Annotated in this window: 18 protein-coding genes; 14 read left to right on the top strand and 4 right to left on the bottom strand. The window is 39.6% G+C overall.

What is annotated here, in order from left to right; all coding sequences use genetic code 11:
* The first annotated feature begins 3 nt into the window (after window positions 1-3).
* From FRX97_RS08725 to FRX97_RS08690, 8 genes are all read left to right on the top strand, one after another.
* Complete coding sequence (locus FRX97_RS08725) at window positions 4-531, top strand: TlpA family protein disulfide reductase (protein WP_147014825.1); 528 nt, start codon at window positions 4-6, stop codon at window positions 529-531.
* A 128-nt stretch (window positions 532-659) separates the two neighbouring features.
* A complete protein-coding gene (locus tag FRX97_RS08720; RefSeq protein ID WP_147014824.1) occupies window positions 660-1,253 on the top strand; it encodes a nucleotide exchange factor GrpE in 594 nt (197 codons plus the stop codon).
* 9 nt (window positions 1,254-1,262) lie between these two features.
* Window positions 1,263-2,381: a molecular chaperone DnaJ gene (dnaJ, locus tag FRX97_RS08715; protein ID WP_147014823.1), complete on the top strand. Its 1,119-nt coding sequence runs from the start codon at window positions 1,263-1,265 to the stop codon at window positions 2,379-2,381.
* Window positions 2,382-2,503: 122 nt separating this feature from the next.
* The gene (locus tag FRX97_RS08710) at window positions 2,504-3,409 is read left to right on the top strand and encodes an ABC transporter ATP-binding protein (RefSeq protein WP_147014822.1); all 906 of its coding nucleotides are present in this window, start codon (window positions 2,504-2,506) and stop codon (window positions 3,407-3,409) included.
* Window positions 3,410-3,412: 3 nt separating this feature from the next.
* Entirely contained in the window at window positions 3,413-4,735 is a 1,323-nt protein-coding gene (locus FRX97_RS08705; protein WP_147014821.1) for an ABC transporter permease, read from the top strand.
* 5 nt (window positions 4,736-4,740) lie between these two features.
* The gene (locus FRX97_RS08700) at window positions 4,741-5,661 is read left to right on the top strand and encodes a Ppx/GppA phosphatase family protein (protein WP_170227085.1); all 921 of its coding nucleotides are present in this window, start codon (window positions 4,741-4,743) and stop codon (window positions 5,659-5,661) included.
* Between the two features lie 2 nt (window positions 5,662-5,663).
* Entirely contained in the window at window positions 5,664-6,833 is a 1,170-nt protein-coding gene (locus FRX97_RS08695; RefSeq protein ID WP_147014819.1) for a sigma-54-dependent transcriptional regulator, read from the top strand.
* Between the two features lie 156 nt (window positions 6,834-6,989).
* The gene (locus FRX97_RS08690) at window positions 6,990-7,424 is read left to right on the top strand and encodes a DUF5684 domain-containing protein (protein WP_147014818.1); all 435 of its coding nucleotides are present in this window, start codon (window positions 6,990-6,992) and stop codon (window positions 7,422-7,424) included.
* 2 nt (window positions 7,425-7,426) lie between these two features.
* On the opposite strand, the gene alaS is transcribed toward FRX97_RS08690, so the two are convergent.
* Window positions 7,427-10,033: an alanine--tRNA ligase gene (alaS, locus tag FRX97_RS08685; protein WP_147014817.1), complete on the bottom strand. Its 2,607-nt coding sequence runs from the start codon at window positions 10,031-10,033 to the stop codon at window positions 7,427-7,429.
* Between the two features lie 118 nt (window positions 10,034-10,151).
* On the opposite strand from alaS, the gene FRX97_RS08680 reads away from it, so the two are divergent.
* Together FRX97_RS08680 and FRX97_RS08675 are read left to right on the top strand one after the other, a co-directional pair.
* The gene (locus tag FRX97_RS08680; protein WP_147014816.1) at window positions 10,152-11,123 is read left to right on the top strand and encodes a M23 family metallopeptidase; all 972 of its coding nucleotides are present in this window, start codon (window positions 10,152-10,154) and stop codon (window positions 11,121-11,123) included.
* Between the two features lie 21 nt (window positions 11,124-11,144).
* Window positions 11,145-11,483 (top strand): MerR family transcriptional regulator, encoded by a 339-nt coding sequence (locus FRX97_RS08675; RefSeq protein ID WP_147014815.1) that lies wholly within the window; start codon window positions 11,145-11,147, stop codon window positions 11,481-11,483.
* On the opposite strand, the gene rfaD is transcribed toward FRX97_RS08675, so the two are convergent.
* On the bottom strand, window positions 11,480-12,445 hold the full coding sequence (rfaD, locus tag FRX97_RS08670; RefSeq protein WP_147014814.1) for an ADP-glyceromanno-heptose 6-epimerase: 966 nt from the start codon (window positions 12,443-12,445) through the stop codon (window positions 11,480-11,482). The genes FRX97_RS08675 and rfaD overlap by 4 nt on opposite strands.
* Before the next feature lie 71 nt (window positions 12,446-12,516).
* On the opposite strand from rfaD, the gene FRX97_RS08665 reads away from it, so the two are divergent.
* From FRX97_RS08665 to fabD, 4 genes are all read left to right on the top strand, one after another.
* The gene (locus tag FRX97_RS08665; protein ID WP_147014813.1) at window positions 12,517-12,939 is read left to right on the top strand and encodes a 6-pyruvoyl trahydropterin synthase family protein; all 423 of its coding nucleotides are present in this window, start codon (window positions 12,517-12,519) and stop codon (window positions 12,937-12,939) included.
* 55 nt (window positions 12,940-12,994) lie between these two features.
* Complete coding sequence (folE, locus tag FRX97_RS08660; protein WP_394348731.1) at window positions 12,995-13,555, top strand: GTP cyclohydrolase I FolE; 561 nt, start codon at window positions 12,995-12,997, stop codon at window positions 13,553-13,555.
* An 8-nt stretch (window positions 13,556-13,563) separates the two neighbouring features.
* Window positions 13,564-14,274, top strand: coding sequence for a Bax inhibitor-1/YccA family protein (locus FRX97_RS08655; protein WP_147014811.1), 711 nt, complete (start codon window positions 13,564-13,566; stop codon window positions 14,272-14,274).
* 97 nt (window positions 14,275-14,371) lie between these two features.
* Window positions 14,372-15,247 (top strand): ACP S-malonyltransferase, encoded by an 876-nt coding sequence (gene fabD / locus FRX97_RS08650; RefSeq protein WP_147014810.1) that lies wholly within the window; start codon window positions 14,372-14,374, stop codon window positions 15,245-15,247.
* A gap of 70 nt (window positions 15,248-15,317) precedes the next feature.
* Here fabD and FRX97_RS08645 read toward each other — a convergent pair whose 3' ends face one another.
* Both FRX97_RS08645 and FRX97_RS08640 read right to left on the bottom strand, forming a co-directional pair.
* Window positions 15,318-16,133: a zinc ribbon domain-containing protein gene (locus tag FRX97_RS08645; protein WP_147014809.1), complete on the bottom strand. Its 816-nt coding sequence runs from the start codon at window positions 16,131-16,133 to the stop codon at window positions 15,318-15,320.
* Window position 16,134: 1 nt separating this feature from the next.
* Window positions 16,135-17,226 carry a Nif3-like dinuclear metal center hexameric protein gene (locus FRX97_RS08640; RefSeq protein ID WP_147014808.1) on the bottom strand — a complete coding sequence of 364 codons (1,092 nt, stop codon included), beginning with the start codon at window positions 17,224-17,226 and terminating at the stop codon, window positions 16,135-16,137.
* Between the last annotated feature and the right edge of the window lie 7 nt (window positions 17,227-17,233).

Here is a 17,233-nt window from a genome sequence, read left to right as displayed (position 1 = left end):
ATTATGAAAGCATTAAAGTTATTAAGCACAGGATTATTGCTAGTTGCTGCATTTGCAGTTTCGGGGCAAACTAAAAAAGTAGGAACGGGTATTGGTGATATCGCACCCGAAATAAAACTTAACAGCCCCAGCGGAAAGGAATATGCACTTTCTGACTTACGAGGGAAATATGTACTGATCGACTTCTGGGCATCATGGTGTGGACCTTGTAGAAGAGAGAACCCAAATGTGGTTAGAGCATACGAGAAATACAGCAAGGCGAAATTTAGAGATGCAAAAGGTTTTGAAATTTTTAGTGTGAGTTTAGACCGATCTAAAGATGCTTGGGAAAAGGCAATTGAACAAGACAACCTACAATGGGATTACCATGTAAGCGACCTTGGATATTGGAACAGTAAACCAGCAAGGACCTATAAAGTGAATTCTATCCCGGCAAGTTATTTGGTAGATCCTGATGGAGTAATTGTAGCAAAGAACCTAAGAGGACCTCTTTTGGATAGAGAACTCGATAAATACGTTAAAAAGCTTTAGGTCTTAAGATAATGCCTAAATTTGCAGCCCCTTTCGCTCAACGGAAGGGGTTTTTTATTGCCAATTTGGCACGCTAAGAAAATTGGCAAAGTAATTGCCTTATTAGTAACCAGAAAAATCTGTGTACCATGAATAAGAAAGCGGAGCAAGCGGAAGAAATTTTGAACGAGGAGAACAAGGAAAATATTCAGGAAGAAAAAACTGAAGAATCGACACAGGAAACTGAAAATTCAACTGCCGAAAGTGCAGAGGAGCAAACCGAAGAACTCAGCGAGGAAGATAAATTGAAAGAACAATTAAAAGAGGCCAACGATAAGTACTTGAGGTTATACTCAGACTTCGAAAATTTCAGAAGAAGAAACAATAAGGAGCGCCTCGATTTAATCCAATCTGCTGGTAGCGATGTAGTTAAGGAAATGCTACCTATCTTGGATGACTTTGAAAGAGCGGCCAACTCAAATACTGAGGCCAAAGAGATTGATGCGGTTATCGAAGGATTTACATTAATCCAAAACAAATTAAACAACATCCTAAAAACCAAAGGATTAACTCCAATGGCTACCCAAGTTGGAGATGACTTTGACGTGGATAAGCACGAAGCAATCACCAACATTCCAGCCCCATCTCCAGAACTTAAGGGCAAGGTGGTAGACATTATTGAAAAGGGATACCTGTTCAATGAAAAGGTGATTCGATACGCAAAAGTGGTGGTTGGCCAATAATCAATTATTATGGCGAAAAGAGATTATTATGAAATACTTGGGGTGAGTAAAAACGCCACCAAGGATGAGATAAAGAAAGCCTACAGGAAACTTGCGCTTAAATATCACCCGGATAAAAATCCAGATGACAAAGACGCTGAAACCAAATTTAAGGAGGCTGCAGAGGCTTACGAGATTTTGGGTAACGAGCAAAAGCGCGCTAAGTACGACCAGTTTGGACACCAAGCTTTTGGAGCTGGCGGTGGATTCGGCGGTGGTGCCGGAGGTGGAATGTCTATGGATGACATATTTAGCCAGTTCGGAGACATCTTTGGAGGCGCCTTTGGTGGTGGCTTTGGAGGTGGAGGCGGCGGTGCTAGACGCAGAAAAGGTACCAATCTAAGAATTAAGGTAAAGCTTACCCTAGAAGAAATCGCAGAAGGTTGTAGCAAGAAGGTTAAGGTTAATAAACTTGTACAAGCCGAAGGCGCTACCTACGGAACTTGTGGTCAATGTAATGGAGCAGGGCAAGTTACCCGCGTAATGAACACCATTCTTGGTCAAATGCAAACTGCTACCACTTGTCCAAGTTGTAACGGAACGGGTAAAACCCTTAGCAATAGACCCAAGGATGCCGACGCAAACGGTCTAAAGCGCGAAGAAGAAGTTATTTCTATTGACATACCTGCTGGTGTAGAGGAAGGAATGCAACTAAGTCTGAGCGGTAAAGGGAATGCTGCACCAATGGGCGGTATACCAGGAGATTTACTAGTTGTAATCGAAGAACAAGAACATCCCTTCTTAAAAAGAGATGGAAATAATCTTCACTTCGATTGTTACATTTCCTTTGTAGACGCAACCCTTGGAGGCCAGGTAGAGGTACCTTTAGTAAACGGAAAGGCTAGAATTAAAATAGACCCTGGGACCCAAAGCGGAAAGCTTCTCAGGTTGAGAGGTAAGGGGCTTCCTGAAATAAATGGTTATGGAAGAGGTGATCTTATTGTAAACATTAATGTTTGGACACCTCAACAGTTAACGGATGAGGAAAAAAGCATGCTAGAAAGCCTAAGAGAGTCTGAAAACTTCCAACCTAAACCTGGAAATAAGGACAAAGGATTTTTCCAAAGAGTTAAGGAAATGTTTGGATGATCATCCCAGCGATTATATAATACAGAAAAGGCAGTATTCTACATAGGAATACTGCCTTTTTTCATTTTAAACATCCATATTACTGTTACAAATTTTATTTTCAGGCCCAAATTGATCAGTTCATGTTAACAATAAAAGAGGTTAGTAAGGTTTACGTTAACCACAAAGCCCTCAATAACGTTTCCTTCGAGGTTAAAGAAGGAGAAATATTCGGTTTGCTCGGCCCAAATGGCGCGGGGAAAACAACTCTAATTCGAATTATTAACCAGATTACAGCCCCAGACGAGGGAACTGTTACGCTTAACGGTGAAAGATTAAAACCAGACCATATATCTCAAATTGGATACTTACCTGAAGAGCGCGGACTGTATAAAAAGATGACCGTTGGTGAGCAATGCATGTACTTAGCCCAATTAAAAGGCATGTCGCAATCCGAGGCCAAGAGAGAAATTAAAAAATGGTTCGAACGATTTGAAATTGGCTCTTGGTGGAATAAAAAGGTGGAGGAATTATCCAAAGGGATGGCTCAAAAGCTACAATTTATAACCACCGTGGTCCATCAACCCAAACTTATAATTCTCGATGAGCCATTTAGTGGATTCGACCCCATAAACACTTCTTTAATCAAGGGCGAAATAATGAGGCTGAAAAAGGAAGGCGCTACCATTATGCTTTCTACCCACAACATGGGAAGTGTAGAAGAAATCTGCGACTCTTTCGCACTTATTAATAGATCTAAGAAGGTACTTGGTGGTGCTGTTTCGGAGGTAAAAAGGGAGTTTGCTCCAAACGCCTGGGAAATCGTAATCCCCTCCGAATCTCAAATAAACCTTCCATCTTTTTCAACCTTAACCGATGAACAGTCCTTGGCAGAGGGTAGAAAAAAACTGAAGATAAAACTCAATGAAGATAAGAGCCTAAACAATTTACTTCAGGAGCTCATTCCTCAAGCTCCTATCATTGCTGCTCAGGAGGTTGTTCCAACCATGAATGACATATTTATAGAGGTAGTAAACGCTAATAACTAAGACATGGGAAAGATTGGATTAATCATAAAGCGAGAATACTTAACGCGAGTAAAAAAGAAGTCGTTTATAATAATGACCATTCTTGGCCCTATTCTTATGGCTAGTGTATTTGCCGGTGCAATATATCTTAGCCTTTCGGAGAGCGGACCACAAAATATTTTGGTTGTTGATAAAAGCCCCTTAACTCTTACCGACGGGCTTTTTGATGAGAAAGAAGGATTTTCTGTTACCCATACCGAAGAGGATATTTCCGATGAGGAGTTCATCGAAAGTGACTACACCTTAATGTTATATCTCCCCGAAAATGTAATACAAACAAACCGCGGAGTTATTTATTACAAGGAGGCTCCTAGTATGGTTACCCAGGCCTATATAAAAGGGCAAATGGAAAACATTCTCGAAGATTACAAACTAGACCTTAACGAAATTAGCCGAGCAACCTACGCGCACATTAATACCAAGTTTGATATATCCACGCGCGATATCCACAAGCAAGACGAAGAAGATTCATACCACCAAGAGTTGGCTATAGTAGGATTTGCTTTTGCGTTCCTTATTTACATGTTCGTATTTATGTATGGAGTGCAGGTAATGCGCGGGGTTATTGAGGAAAAAACCAACAGAATTGTTGAAGTACTTATTTCATCGGTAAAACCCTTTCAACTGATGATGGGGAAAATCATTGGTATAGCAATGGTAGGATTAACTCAGTTTTTAATGTGGATTGTTCTTACCCTCATTCTAGCCACCCTTGCCCAAGGTATTTTACTTGGAGACGAATTCGATCCAAGTATGATGTCGCAGCAAATGAGCAAGGAAGCGGTGCAAGAAATGGTGCAAAACCAAGAGGGCCCCTCCGAGGAATTGGTTGCTATTTTCGATCTCATTCAGCGTATTAACTTCCCTCTTTTATTGGGAATGTTTATCTTCTATTTCCTTGGAGGATATTTAATCTATGCGGCACTATTTGCTGCAGTTGGAGCCGCGGTTGATAACGAAACCGACACCCAACAATTTATGCTCCCCATTACTATACCGTTGATTTTTGCACTTATGGTAGGCGAGTTTGCTATAACCAACCCCGAAGGTCCAGCTGCATTTTGGTTTTCGATTTTCCCACTTACCTCCCCTATTGTAATGATGTTAAGAGTTGCCGTGGGATTTGATGCCGACTCTCTTTGGCAATTAATACTTTCTATGGCATTGTTAATTGCAGGATTTTTGGCAGTAACTTGGCTTGCAGCAAAAATTTATCGAGTAGGTATCCTGATGTATGGTAAAAAGGTTAGCTACAAGGAAATTTGGAAATGGATCAAATACCATTAAACAAAATGAAAACCGCAATTCTAGATCTTGGAACCAACACCTTTAACTTATTGGTAGCCGAACATATCAATGGTAGTGTTGAGTTAATCCACCGCGAAAAAATTGCGGTTAAATTGGGTGAAAAAGGATTTCAAAAAAACATGCTAATGCCCGAAGCAATGGACAGAGCTTTAAGCGGCATAGCAATGCTTTTAGAAAGCGCCAAAGCTGCAGGGGTAGAGAAAATCTCTGCCTTTGCCACCAGTGCCGTACGCAATGCGCAAAACCGAAATGAATTTCTTTCGGAGGTAAAGGAGAAATTCGGAATTACCATAGATGTTATTTCTGGAATCGAAGAGGCTAAATTCATCTATTCCGGAGTTAAACACAGTGGAGCTTTAGATTCGGAGAAAACGCTAATTATGGATATCGGAGGTGGCTCAACCGAGTTTATTATCGCTGATTGTGACGAAGCATATTGGTTAAAAAGCTATGATATCGGTGCTGCCCGATTAAAGGAAATGTTCGATCCAGAAAACCCCATTAAGCCCAATACTCAAGATAAAATATCGAAATACATCTCCGAAGAATTCGAGGAGTTAAAGCGAAAACTAAAAGAATTTAAGGTAACCAAGATTGTTGGATCCAGTGGATCCTTCGACTCCATTGTGGATATGATTGCTGCTTCTAAACGACAACCCTATCCCTCAGAAAAGGTAACCAATGAGATTGCTCCGGAAGAATTAAACGAGATCATCGAGGAGATGAAGGGATCTACTTTGGAGCAACGTCAAAATCGCGATGGGTTAATTAGTATGCGAGTTGATTTTATAGTGATCTCCTGCATGTTAATTGAGACAGTACTTTCACTCTGTCCATTTAAAGAAATAAAGCAATGTTCATACTCTCTTAAGGAGGGCGTTTTATTCAACCAGATTAAAAAGTAATAATGGCCAACATCCTAATAATAGACGACGAAGCTGGAATTCGTAGATCATTAAAGGAAATTCTAGAGTTTGAAAATCACACCGTCTTTACCGCTGAAAATGGAAAAGAAGGATTATCTCTTCTCGCCAAGGAAAATCTCGACTTATGCTTCTGTGATATTAAAATGCAGGGAATGGATGGTCTAGAGGTTCTAACCCAGGCCCGTCAAGATTCGGACATTCCCTTTATAATGATATCTGGGCATGGGACTATCGAAACCGCAGTTGAGGCATTACAAATTGGAGCCGTTGACTTTATTGAAAAACCCTTCGATTTAAATAGAGTGATGGTGGCAATTAAAAATGCCCTAAAACTCAAAAAACTCGAAAAAAAGGAAAAAGAGCTAAAACGACGGATCAAGAAAAAAACCTCCACACAAATAATAGGAGAAAGTAAAGGGATTAAGGAAGTTAAAGCTTTAATTGAAAAAGTTGCTCCAACTGACGCTCGAGTATTAATTACGGGTGAAAATGGAACCGGAAAAGAGTTGGTTGCTAGGCAAATTCACGAACTAAGTACCCGCGCTGCCGAACCATTTATTGAGGTAAACTGTGCAGCCATACCAAGCGAGCTAATAGAAAGTGAATTATTTGGTCACGAAAAGGGATCTTTTACCTCCGCCATTAAACAGAAGAAAGGCTTGTTTGAATTGGCTCACGGAGGAACTATTTTTCTAGATGAAATTGGAGACATGGCTCTGAGCGCTCAGGCAAAAGTTTTAAGGGCATTGCAAGAGAATAAAATCACCAGAGTGGGTGGTGACAAAGACATTAAAATTAATGTGCGGGTAATAGCCGCAACCAACAAAGACCTTAGGGAGGAGATTAACAAAGGTGGATTTAGAGAAGACCTATTCCATCGCTTGGCTGTTATTTTGATGCACATACCCTCTTTAAATGACAGAAAGGATGATATTGGCTTACTTTCAAATTTCTTTCTCGACCAAATTTGCGCCGACTATGGAATGCCTAAAAAGGCAATTTCGAAGGATGCCATAAAATCTCTTGAAGATTTAAACTGGACAGGAAACATCCGAGAATTGAGAAACACCATCGAAAGGCTAATTATACTGAGCGATTCAGAAATATCTGCACAGGATGTATCTAAGTATCAAAATCCACAACTAAACTAAACACCTAACTGACTTCCAGTATTTTTATCTCCACATTATTGTTTTTTCGATAAGCAACCCGTTTCATCTTTAATTCGTCAAATTTGTGGGATAGGTTTCATTTTCGGAAATTAATACCCGAATTGAAAAACCTTACCAAACTTTAAACAATTAATTATGGAATTTTTTGAGACCGCTATCGATTTTATTAGCGACATGAGTATGGGAGCAAAACTGGTGATTTTACTCCTGTTTTTTGTTGGATCTGTTGGACAATGGAAATTGTACGACAAAGCTGGACAAAATGGTTGGACCATTTTTGTTCCTGTTTTAAACCTTATTGTATTAAACAGAGTTGTTGGAAGACCTGCGTCTCACGTTTGGTATTATTTCATCCCTGTGTTTAATATTTTCTTTACCGCTAAGGTGTTTATAGAGGTTTGCCAAAGCTTTGGAAAAAGAAGCATTATAGACTACGTTTTAGTAATCTTACTAAACGGGTTCTACATTTTAAACCTAGGATTATCTTACGACGAAACCTATAAAGGACCTGTTTACAAGGAAAACGAAAACAAAGACGACGCTACCATAGGTAACGCCGAATTTGCTTAAACTCAAATTCTCTCAAGAATTCCTTCAATTTTATTCAGTGCTTCTGTAATCCCCGCTGGATTTTTCCCTCCAGCCGAAGCAAGAAAATCTTGACCTCCGCCGCCTCCTTTAATTAGTGAGGCGGTTTCTTTTATTAGGGCCTTAGCGGAAACTCCCTTTTCCGTAAGGCTTTTATTCACCCCAATTTGCAATAAGACTTTACCTTCATTCTCAGCGGCAAGTGCCACCACAGTATTATCGATATCCTTTAATTCGAAAGCTAGATTTTTCAATCCATTTCCATCAATATCTCCTTTATAGGCAATAAGATATATTCCATTCCCCAATTCCTTGGCATTAGCCTTCAGTTCGCTTTTTAAAGTCTGTAGCTGAGCCTTTTCCAATCCCTCCAATTTCTTTTCAAGCTTGCTCTTGCTATCCAACAGCTTCTCTACATCTTTAACTGGGTCTTTTACTGACTTAAGCTTAGACTCAATTTCTGAAAGGGTGTTCAATTTGGTATTGGTGTATTGAATAGCTCCTCTTCCCGAAACCATTTCAATTCTTCTAACACCAGCAGCAACGCTACTTTCCGAAATAAGCTTTACAAAGCCAATTTCCGAGGTGTTGTTAACATGGGTTCCACCACAAAGCTCTACTGAATCTCCAAATTTTATAGCCCGTACTACATCACCATATTTTTCCCCAAAAAGAGCCATTGCCCCCATTGCTTCAGCTTGCTCCTTAGTTATAGCGCGGTGTTCTGCTAGTGGAATGGATGAAAAAATTAAATTGTTAACGCGCTGTTCCACCTCTTGTAATTGCTCTTCACTTACCTTTTCGAAATGACTAAAATCGAAACGTAAATAATCTGCATTAACTAAAGAACCACGTTGTTCCACATGATTTCCCAATAAATCTCTTAATACTAAATGTAACAAGTGCGTAGCACTGTGATTTCTTTGTGTAGACAACCTTTTTTCTCGATCAACCTTAGCCATGTAGCTCTTTTCACTTGGAGCCTTTTTGGTGATGTGAATGATAAGGTTGTTCTCTCTCTTAGTGGATATAACTGGAATACTTTCTGTTTCACCTAATAGAATACCAGCATCCCCTACTTGTCCTCCACCCTCTGGATAAAAAGGTGTTTTATCTAGTACGATGTGGTACAAGGTGTCTTTTTTGGTTTTTACCTCCCTGTGTTTTACCACATTAGATTGGCACTCCAAATTGTCGTATCCTACAAATTCTATTTCCTGATCTGAACGAACTTCTACCCAATCTCCTGTTTCTTGTTCGGCAGCCTTTTTACTTCTGGCCTTTTGCTGCGCCATGCAGGCCTCAAATTCCTTTTCGGAAGTCGACCATCCGCGTTCAGATAAAATAAGTGCAGTTAAATCGAAGGGAAATCCGTAGGTATCATAAAGTTCAAAAGCCTTTTCTCCCGATAGCACACCAGATTCAGCCTGACCTATATATTGATTGATTTTTTGTAATCCAGAAGAAAGCGTTCTAAAAAACGCTAGCTCCTCCTCGCGAATTACTTTAACAACAAATTCTTGTTGATTGGAAATTTCTGGAAAATAAGCTCCCATCTCCTTTACCAAAATTGGAACTAAACTGTAGAAAAATGGCTCAGAAAAATCCAGAAAACTATAGGCGTAACGAACCGCCCTTCTCAATATCCTTCTTATCACATAACCTGCTCCTGTATTAGAAGGCAGCTGACCGTCTGCAATTGCAAAAGCAACAGCTCTAATATGATCTGAAATTACGCGAAAGGCAACATCTTGCTTGCTATCTCCACCGGTATATTTCTTACCACAAAGACCACTTAAATGAGCAATAAGCTGGGCAAAAATATCAGTATCGTAAGTAGACGTTTTCCCTTGCATAACCATTGCAAGACGCTCTAAGCCCATTCCCGTGTCTACATGCTTATTGGGTAGCGGCTTTAATTTCCCATCGGTAAAACGATTGAAAGCAATAAAAACCAAGTTCCAAATCTCAATTACCTGAGGATGGTCCTGATTTACCAACTCCGCACCTGGTTTTTGGTCCTTTTCTGACTGAGATCTCAAATCCACGTGGATTTCGGTACAAGGTCCGCATGGCCCCACATCCCCCATTTCCCAGAAATTATCCTTTTTATTCCCAGTTAAAATACGATCCGAAGCCAGGTACCTGCTCCAAATTTCTTTGGTCTCATCATCTGGAGCCAAAGCATCCTGATCATCACCTTCGAAATAAGTTACGTAAAGATTATTCTTATCAATTTTTAGTTCTTCAGTTATAAACCTCCAAGCCATCTCTATGGCTTTCTCCTTGAAATAATCACCGAAGGACCAGTTTCCAAGCATCTCGAATAACGTGTGATGATAAGTATCTACCCCCACCTCTTCTAGGTCGTTATGCTTACCCGATACGCGAAGACATTTTTGTGAATTGGCTACTCTTGGAAATTTCGCTTGTTCATTGCCCAGAAATATATCTTTAAACTGATTCATCCCCGCATTTATAAACATAAGGGTTGGATCGTTTTTATTTACCAAAGGCGCAGATGCTTGAACATCGTGGTCTTGGCTTGAGAAATATTCTAGGAAGCGATTTCTTATTTCGACTGTCTTCATAATGATTTTGATATCTGGCCGTTATTTGTGCTTTACGGGCGAACAAAAGTATATCAATTAGGCAGAATTTTATAGTTTTGCGCGATAAGTAGTTATAATGCGTTAATCGTAACTGGGAATGTCGAAGCACAAGTACATTTACAACCCCAACACCCTCAATTACGAGAAAATCAACTTGACGTTTAAAGACCATCTGAAAAAGATTGGCTCTACGTTAATCACAGGTTTGGTTTTCGCGAGCATTATTATTTTTCTTGCCTACACCTTTTTCGATTCCCCTAAAGAACGTGCTTTAAAAAGGGAAAACAAGCAATTACAACTTCAGTATTCCTTACTTAACAAAGAAGTAGATCAAATTACCGAGGTTTTAAAGGATGTTGTTAAAAGAGACAACAATATTTACCGTGTAATTTTTGAAGCAGATCCTATTCCACAAAGCGTTAGGCATGCAGGAATTGGTGGAGTTGATCGCTACAGCGAGATTCAGGGGTATGAATTCAGCGATTTAGTCGTAGAAACTAGATCGAGAATTGACAAAATAGCCAGAGAATTATATATCCAATCAAAATCTTTTGATGAGGTTATAGATTTAGCAAAAAGAAAAAAGGAAATGCTAGCCTCCATTCCGGCTATTCAACCCATTTCCAATAAAGATCTTACTCGTATTGCCTCTGGATTTGGATATAGAATTCACCCTATTCATAAAATCCGAAAAATGCATACGGGAATGGATTTTACCGCTCCAACCGGGACACCGATATATGCAACCGGTGATGGTAAAATTGAGTATGTTAAAGCAAGTAGACGTGGTTATGGTAATCACGTTATTATTAAGCACAACTTTGGGTACAAAACCCTTTACGCTCACTTAAGCGCATTTAATGTAATCGCAGGACAGAATGTTAAGAGAGGGGATATAATTGGATACGTTGGTTCTACTGGTACCTCTACGGCACCTCACCTCCATTACGAAGTTCTTAAAGACAATAGAAAAATCAACCCGATTAACTTCTTCTTCAACGATTTAACACCTGAGGAGTACGATAAGATGATTGAATTATCTTCAAGTGCAAATCAATCGTTCGACTAGTCGTTCCCAGAACCCTAAAACATGCCGTGGAAAAATAGGCCAACAGAAAAACTCTACTGGACCATTTCAGAAGTGGCTGAGCTTATTGGTGTAAACGCATCCATTCTTCGGTATTGGGAAAGTGAGTTTGATGAAATCCAGCCCCACAAAAACAAAAAAGGGAATCGACTTTTTACCAAGGCGGATATAGAAAATATCCAAACCATTCATTATTTAGTAAAAGTAAAGGGCTACACTTTGAGTGGTGCCAAGGAACAGTTGAAAGCTAATAAAGTGGCTATTGCAACCAAGGCAGAGGCGGTAAATAAATTGCAGGAGATAAAAGAATACCTCCTGCAGTTAAAATCTTTCTTGGATTAATAATACGTATTGGGTAGAAGGTAGTTTTTCACGTAATCTGAAATACCGTCTTCAAGAGAAGTAAAAGGCGCTTCGTAACCCGCATCTCTTAGCTTACCCATTTTAGCTTCTGTAAAATACTGATACTTATCTCTTATATCCTCTGGAGTATCTACAAAGCTAATATTCGGCTTTAGGTCTAGTGCTTTAAACACACCTTGAGCAAGGTCTAAAAATGCTCTCGCTTTTCCAGTCCCCAGGTTATACAACCCAGAGTGCTCTCTATTTTCCATCAAGAAAATGCAAACATTCACCAAATCCTTTACGTAAATAAAGTCCCTCAGCTGTTTACCATCCTCATAATCTTCACGGTGAGACCTAAACAACTTTACTTCCCCGTTCTTTTGAATTTGATTAAATGCGTGAAAGACTACAGACGCCATTCTGCCCTTGTGGTATTCATTTGGGCCATACACATTAAAGAACTTCAATCCCGCCCAAAATGGAGGGAATTTTTCTTGTTCTAAAACCCACTTATCAAACTCGTTTTTCGATTCTCCATACGGATTTAAGGGCTTTAGATCCGAAACAATCCCATGATCGTCTTTGTACCCAAGCTCACCCAAACCATAAGTAGCAGCGGAACTCGCGTAAACCAATGGAATACCATTTTCAACACAAATATTCCAAACCGCCTTACTGTAATCTACATTTAGCTCTTGGAAAATCTGATAATCGAATTCTGTTGTGTCTGTTCTAGCTCCTAAATGGAATACAAATTGAACTTGATTCTGATTTTCCACCAACCACTTGGTAAAGTCTTTACGATCTACTCTTGCAGTAACACTCTTATTAATATGGTTTTGCTCCTTAGAAGCTTGGCTAAAATCGTCTACTAAAACTATATCTTTGTATCCTGAATTTAAAAGACCAGCACTTAAGCAACTCCCAATAAATCCAGCTGCACCTGTAACTACTATCATTTCTTAGGTTTGCAGACAAAAATAACTTTTTACCGCTAAGCAGGTTATACAGTATATTTGAAAAATAATTTATGGCATTAATATACATTACGAGAAGGGAGCACTTTAATGCTGCTCATAAATTGTGGAATGACGAGTGGTCTAAAGAAAAGAATCACGAGATTTTCGGAAAATGTGCTAACGAAAATTGGCATGGACACAATTACGACCTATTCGTAACCGTAAAGGGAGAACCACAGGAAGATACTGGGTATGTATGCGACCTGAAAGCGCTAAGCGATTTAATTAAAGAAGAGATAACCGAAAAGCTTGATCACAAGAACATTAACCTGGACGTACCGTTTATGAAAGGTATCATGGCATCTACAGAGAATCTGGTAATTGCCATGTGGAAAATTCTTGAACCAAAAATTAAATCGTCGTTAAAATGCGACCTACATTGCATCAAGCTTTATGAAACCAGAAACAATTTTGCAGAATATTACGGTGAGTAAGAACGGAGAATCAGAAGAAGCATACGAGAGGATAGATCGCTACCACGAGAAATCTATTGAAAAACTCTCAGGGTTGTACGAAGGTGTAATTCAAGAAATTGGAGAAGATCCAACTCGTGAAGGACTTTTAAAAACCCCTGAAAGAGTGGCCAAAGCCATACAATTTTTAACGCATGGATACTCACTTGATCCAGCTGAGATCCTAAAGTCGGCTATGTTCAAGGAGGAGTATCGCCAAATGGTACTGGTTAAAGAAATTGAGCTGTACTCTATGTGTGAACACCACATGCTTCCATTTTTTGGAAAGGCCTATGTTGCGTACATACCTGATGGACAAATCGTTGGCCTATCTAAAATCCCTAGAGTAGTTGATGCTTACGCAAGAAGACTTCAAGTGCAAGAGCGTTTAACTTATCAAATTAGAGATTGTATTCAGGAGACGCTAAGACCGCTTGGTGTTGCTGTGGTTATTGAAGCACAACATATGTGCATGCAGATGCGCGGAGTGCAAAAACAAAATTCCGTTACCACCACCAGCGCCTTTACAGGAGAATTTTTAAAAGAAAATACGAGAAACGAATTCATTTCATTAATATCTTCGGACCTAAATAAATAAAGAAGATAATGAGTGAAACTGGTTATAGAGATATAAGTGCGGAGAGATCCATAAGCACTTTCATCAGCAGGGTATTTGTGTACATGGCAGGTGGATTAACCATTACGGCAGGTTTGGCCTATTGGTTTGGAACAACTCCCGAATTAATTAGCCTCCTAATTAAAGAGCAAGGAGGATTAAATATGTTGGGATGGATCGTAATGTTCGCTCCTCTTGGTTTGGTTTTTTTAATGGCTGGAAGGGTGAACAAAATGTCTCCAACGGCACTTACCTCAACCTTTGTTGCCTATTCAGCTATCATGGGAATTAGCCTTAGTTTCATTTTCTTGGCCTACACTCAATCCACAATTTTTACCACCTTCTTAATCACGGCGGGAACTTTTGGTTGTATGGCTATACTTGGATACACTACAAAAACTGATCTAAGCAAAATGGGGAGCATTCTATATATGGCTTTGTTTGGAATCATCATTGCCATGTTAGTAAACTTCTTCATGAAAAGTGAGATGATGGACTACATCATCAGCTTGTTGGGTGTGGCAATCTTTACCGGATTAACCGCCTACGATATGCAAAAGTTAAAGAACATGTCGCACCAGGTAGATGCGGATAGTGCCGATGGCGCAAAAATGGCCATTATGGGAGCACTTAATATGTACTTAAACTTTGTAAACCTGTTTCTGTTTTTATTAAGATTCTTTGGAGGATCAAGAGACTAGGCTTCCAAAATTGAGATAACTCCTAAGCCCGAATGATAAATTCGGGCTTTTTTATTGTTTAAACCTTTAATTTGCCCCAAAATTTAAACCCAACTTAATGAAAGCATATGTATTTCCAGGCCAAGGATCTCAGTTCCCAGGAATGGCCAAAGATTTATGGGAAGAATTTGATTCGGTTAAAGCCCTTTTTACTGAGGCCAATGAAATTCTTGGTTTTGATATTCAAAAAATCATGTTTGATGGTAGCGCAGAGGACTTAAAGCAAACGAAGGTAACCCAGCCTGCCATATTTATCCACTCCTGTGCATTGGCATTGGCAAAGGGAGAAAGCATGAAGCCAGACATGGTTGCTGGACATAGTTTAGGTGAGTTTTCCGCACTGGTGGCTAATAAAACTTTAAAATTTAAGGATGCTTTAAGCTTGGTGAGCAAACGAGCTCAAGCCATGCAGAAAGCTTGTGAATTAGAGCCATCTACTATGGCTGCAGTATTAGGACTAGAAGACAAAGTTGTAGAGGATATTTGCGCCTATATCGACGGAGTAGTGGTAGCTGCAAATTACAACTGCCCAGGTCAATTGGTTATTTCTGGCGCTACAGCTGCTGTAGAAGCTGCATGTGAAAAATTAAAAGAAGCTGGTGCAAAAAGAGCCCTTCTATTACCTGTTGGTGGAGCTTTTCACTCTCCATTAATGGAGCCTGCAAGAGAAGAGTTAGCCGCAGCAATAGAAGCTACCGAGTTTTCAACTCCAATTTGCCCTATTTATCAAAACGTAACTGCTTCTGCGGTTTCGGATCCTGCGGAGATAAAGAAAAACCTAAACAAGCAGCTAACTGCTCCTGTAAAGTGGACACAATCTGTGCAACAGATGGTAAAAGATGGAGCTATTGAATTTATCGAAGTTGGTCCTGGAAAAGTACTTCAAGGATTGGTAAAGAAAATTAACCGCGAATCTGAAGTATCTTCATTGTAGATCAAAAGATATATAAATAAAAAGCCCCCACGCTGATGCGTGGGGGCTTTTTATTTTGAATGAATTATAACTATTTAGATGCCGTAGCTGTCTTTTTTCTAGTTGTTCTTCTCTTTTTAGGCTTCTCTTCTAACTCTGGCTCCTCTTCTTTGAAGTCGATTAGGATTCTACCACAGTTTTCACATACGATTACCTTTTTGTGAGATCTAATATCTAATTGCCTCTGAGGTGGGATTTTACTAAAACAACCACCACAAGCATCACGCTCTACATTTACAACCGCTAGACCGTTTCTGGCGTTGGTTCTAATTCTATCATAAGCTTTAAGAAGTCGCTCATCAACCACTGATGCCGCTTTCTTTCTTTCCTTAAGTAGGGCTTCTTCCTCTTTACGAGTTTCGTTTACGATAGAATCCAGCTCAGATTTTTTGGCTTCCAGATCACCTTCGCGCTCTTTGATGTGCTCTTTGGTGCTATCAATAAGCTCTTGCTTTGCAGCAATCTCGGCCTTGTGCTCCTTAATTTTCTTCTCGCAAAGCTCAATTTCCAAAGTTTGAAATTCAATTTCTTTGGTTAGTGAGTCGTATTCACGGTTGTTACGTACGTTTTGCTGTTGCTCACCGTACTTTTTAATCAACTCGTTACATTCGGACATTTTTATCTTTCTGGCCGAAATTTCTTTCTCAAGATCGTGAACACCATTCATCATCTTTTCAAGACGAGTCTGCAATCCTGCTAGCTCATCCTCCAAATCTTGAACCTCCAATGGAAGCTCTCCGCGAATGGTATTAATTCTATCGATGTTAGAATCTATAAGCTGTAAGTTATACAGGGCTTTTAGCTTTTCCTCGATTGGATTTTCCTTCTTTGCCACTGTTTCTGCCATATTAGATATAATTTACCGGATTGGTATTCTTGCTGGTTAAACGAACTGCAAAAGTAGGAAAATTTTTCTTCAATAAATCAGCCAATAAATTGATTGTAAATTGTTCTGATTCATAATGTCCAATATCGGCGAGAATCAAGTCATTTTCAGCATCAAAAAATTGGTGATATTTAACATCACTGGTAATATAAATATCTGCCTTTGCCTTTTTAGCCGCACCTAGAAGGAAAAATCCACTCCCACCACAAAGGGCAACAGTCTTTATACTTTTTGCCGCCCCTGAATAACGGATTACACCACATCCAAACTTTGATTTTACAGAAGCAAGAAAATCAAGAGTTGACATGGGTTCCTGAAGTTCGCCTAGCATTCCACTTCCAATGGTTTGATTGATATTTTCTAAACTAACTATATCGTATGCCAACTCTTCGTACGAGCTTGCCTCCTTTGCGGCCTGTAAACAGGCATTCATTAAATAATTCGGCACAAGGATTTCGCACCTATATTCAGGCTGCTCCGTCCGCTTGTTTTTCTCCCCTATAGTTGGATTGGCATTGGAATTAGGCTTGAAACTACCCGTTCCAGTGTGATGAAAACTACATTCACTGTATTCGCCTATTTCTCCACCACCTACATTAAAAATGGCCGAGCGCATCTTCGATATATCCTCCTCGGTGCCATAGACCACCAACTTTTGTAATAAACCTTTCTTAGGACTTAAAATTCTGGTATTCACAAGGCCTATCACCTCCGCTATCTTTGCGTTTACTCCGTGAGCAACATTATCTAAGTTTGTGTGTATAGCGTAGATAGAAATTCCGTTTTTAATCGCTTTAATTATGGTGCGCTCAACATAATTTGCGCCAGTTAGGCTTTTAATTCCTCCAAATAGAATAGGGTGGTGACTCACGACCAAATTGGCGTTATTTTCTATTGCCTCTTCTATAACTTCCTCCGTGCAATCCAGTGACACTATCACTCCTGAGCACTCATCCAACCTATTTCCCACTATAAGCCCAGAATTGTCATATCCCTCTTGCAATGACGGATGGGCTTTATTCTCAAGAAAACTTAATATATCTCCTACTTTCAAGGTCTAT

The sequence above is a fragment of the Luteibaculum oceani genome (assembly GCF_007995015.1).
Taxonomy (GTDB): domain Bacteria; phylum Bacteroidota; class Bacteroidia; order Flavobacteriales_D; family Luteibaculaceae; genus Luteibaculum; species Luteibaculum oceani.
The sequence above is the reverse complement of the archived record's forward strand: the minus strand, read 5'-3'. Positions and strand labels throughout refer to the sequence as shown.

Excerpts from the sequence above, each read along its gene's own strand:
- FRX97_RS08705 (WP_147014821.1), top strand. The coding sequence starts at position 3,413 with ATGGGAAAGATTGGATTAATCATAAAGCGAGAATACTTAACGCGAGTA.
- FRX97_RS08725 (WP_147014825.1), top strand. The coding sequence starts at position 4 with ATGAAAGCATTAAAGTTATTAAGCACAGGATTATTGCTAGTTGCTGCA.
- alaS (WP_147014817.1), bottom strand. The coding sequence starts at position 10,033 with ATGAAGACAGTCGAAATAAGAAATCGCTTCCTAGAATATTTCTCAAGC.
- FRX97_RS08655 (WP_147014811.1), top strand. The coding sequence starts at position 13,564 with ATGAGTGAAACTGGTTATAGAGATATAAGTGCGGAGAGATCCATAAGC.
- FRX97_RS08700 (WP_170227085.1), top strand. The coding sequence starts at position 4,741 with ATGAAAACCGCAATTCTAGATCTTGGAACCAACACCTTTAACTTATTG.
- fabD (WP_147014810.1), top strand. The coding sequence starts at position 14,372 with ATGAAAGCATATGTATTTCCAGGCCAAGGATCTCAGTTCCCAGGAATG.
- rfaD (WP_147014814.1), bottom strand. The coding sequence starts at position 12,445 with ATGATAGTAGTTACAGGTGCAGCTGGATTTATTGGGAGTTGCTTAAGT.
- FRX97_RS08695 (WP_147014819.1), top strand. The coding sequence starts at position 5,664 with ATGGCCAACATCCTAATAATAGACGACGAAGCTGGAATTCGTAGATCA.
- FRX97_RS08645 (WP_147014809.1), bottom strand. The coding sequence starts at position 16,133 with ATGGCAGAAACAGTGGCAAAGAAGGAAAATCCAATCGAGGAAAAGCTA.
- FRX97_RS08680 (WP_147014816.1), top strand. The coding sequence starts at position 10,152 with ATGTCGAAGCACAAGTACATTTACAACCCCAACACCCTCAATTACGAG.
- FRX97_RS08690 (WP_147014818.1), top strand. The coding sequence starts at position 6,990 with ATGGAATTTTTTGAGACCGCTATCGATTTTATTAGCGACATGAGTATG.
- FRX97_RS08665 (WP_147014813.1), top strand. The coding sequence starts at position 12,517 with ATGGCATTAATATACATTACGAGAAGGGAGCACTTTAATGCTGCTCAT.
- FRX97_RS08710 (WP_147014822.1), top strand. The coding sequence starts at position 2,504 with ATGTTAACAATAAAAGAGGTTAGTAAGGTTTACGTTAACCACAAAGCC.
- dnaJ (WP_147014823.1), top strand. The coding sequence starts at position 1,263 with ATGGCGAAAAGAGATTATTATGAAATACTTGGGGTGAGTAAAAACGCC.
- FRX97_RS08720 (WP_147014824.1), top strand. The coding sequence starts at position 660 with ATGAATAAGAAAGCGGAGCAAGCGGAAGAAATTTTGAACGAGGAGAAC.
- FRX97_RS08675 (WP_147014815.1), top strand. The coding sequence starts at position 11,145 with ATGCCGTGGAAAAATAGGCCAACAGAAAAACTCTACTGGACCATTTCA.